The 1,077-nt window shown below is 57.8% G+C and carries 1 protein-coding gene; it reads left to right on the forward strand.

What is annotated here, in order from left to right; genetic code table 11:
• Nucleotides 1-196: 196 nt before the first annotated feature.
• Nucleotides 197-1,077: IS110 family transposase (locus HHO50_RS20895; protein ID WP_181309087.1), on the forward strand; the 881-nt coding region annotated here is incomplete at its 3' end.

Below are 1,077 nucleotides of genomic sequence, written 5' to 3' on the forward strand. Positions count from 1 at the left end.
CCAGTTACAGGGTTAACTTTCTGTAGCTGAAGAAGCAGCCAGTGCACTACACGCTAACAAGGCGAACAGGGTCTAACAACCGATTCAGTCTGGCTGCTTTATTTTTCAACCCGCAGGCAGGGGTCATATAGATTTTCGGGACACCGGGCCCATTATTAAGGTTTCGACCCAAAGCCTGCACAACCTATTGAAAGATATGGAAAAGCCTATTGATTCCCAAGCGGCCGCCTTCATTCTGGGCGTTGACGTTTCCAAGGACAGCCTGGACGCGTGCCTGGTTACCAGCAACGGCGGCAGAATGCTCCACCAGAAGTTCAGCAACAACGCCGGCGGCTTCAAACGCATGAAGGCGTGGCTCAAGCAGCAGGGCTGTGAGGCAGGACAGGAAACGCTCTGCTGCATGGAGCACACAGGCCTCTACACCCGCCAGCTGGTGCACTACCTGCTGGCAAGGAACGTAAGGGTGTGGATGGAGAGTGCCCTGCAGATAAAGCGCTCCATCGGCATGGTACGGGGCAAGGATGACAAGGTGGACGCCCAGAGGATTGCCCGCTACGCCCTTCTGCACCAGCTCGAGGCCCAGTGCCTCTCACTCTCTGGCGTGACGCTGGAGAGGCTGAAGGACCTGCAGGCCAACAGAGGCAGATTGCTCAAGGCGCTGCAGAGCATCAAGGTCACCATAAAGGAACTGCTGGCGGTGGACCCAGTCTCCGGCAAGACGCTGGAACAGGTGAACAAAAAAGCCATCCAAGGTCTGGAGAAGAGCATGGAGCAGGTGGAGGAGAAGATGCAGGAGTTCATCGCAAGCGACGGGGACCTGAAGGGCAAGTACGACCTGCTGACAAGCGTGAAAGGCGTGGGCAAGGTGCTTGCCATCTCGCTGCTGGTCTACACCCAGGGCTTCACCAAAATGGAGGACGGGCGCAAACTTGCCTGCTACTGCGGGGTGGCCCCCTTCGAGTACCGCAGCGGCACGAGCGTGATGGGCAGGGCAGGCGTCTCCAGGTTCGCCAACAAGGAACTCAAGCACGTGCTGCACATGGCGGCCATGAACAGCGTCCGCTACAACCAGGAACT

It is taken from the genome of Rufibacter sp. XAAS-G3-1 (assembly GCF_013623775.1).
In the GTDB taxonomy this organism is placed as follows: Bacteria; Bacteroidota; Bacteroidia; order Cytophagales; family Hymenobacteraceae; genus Nibribacter.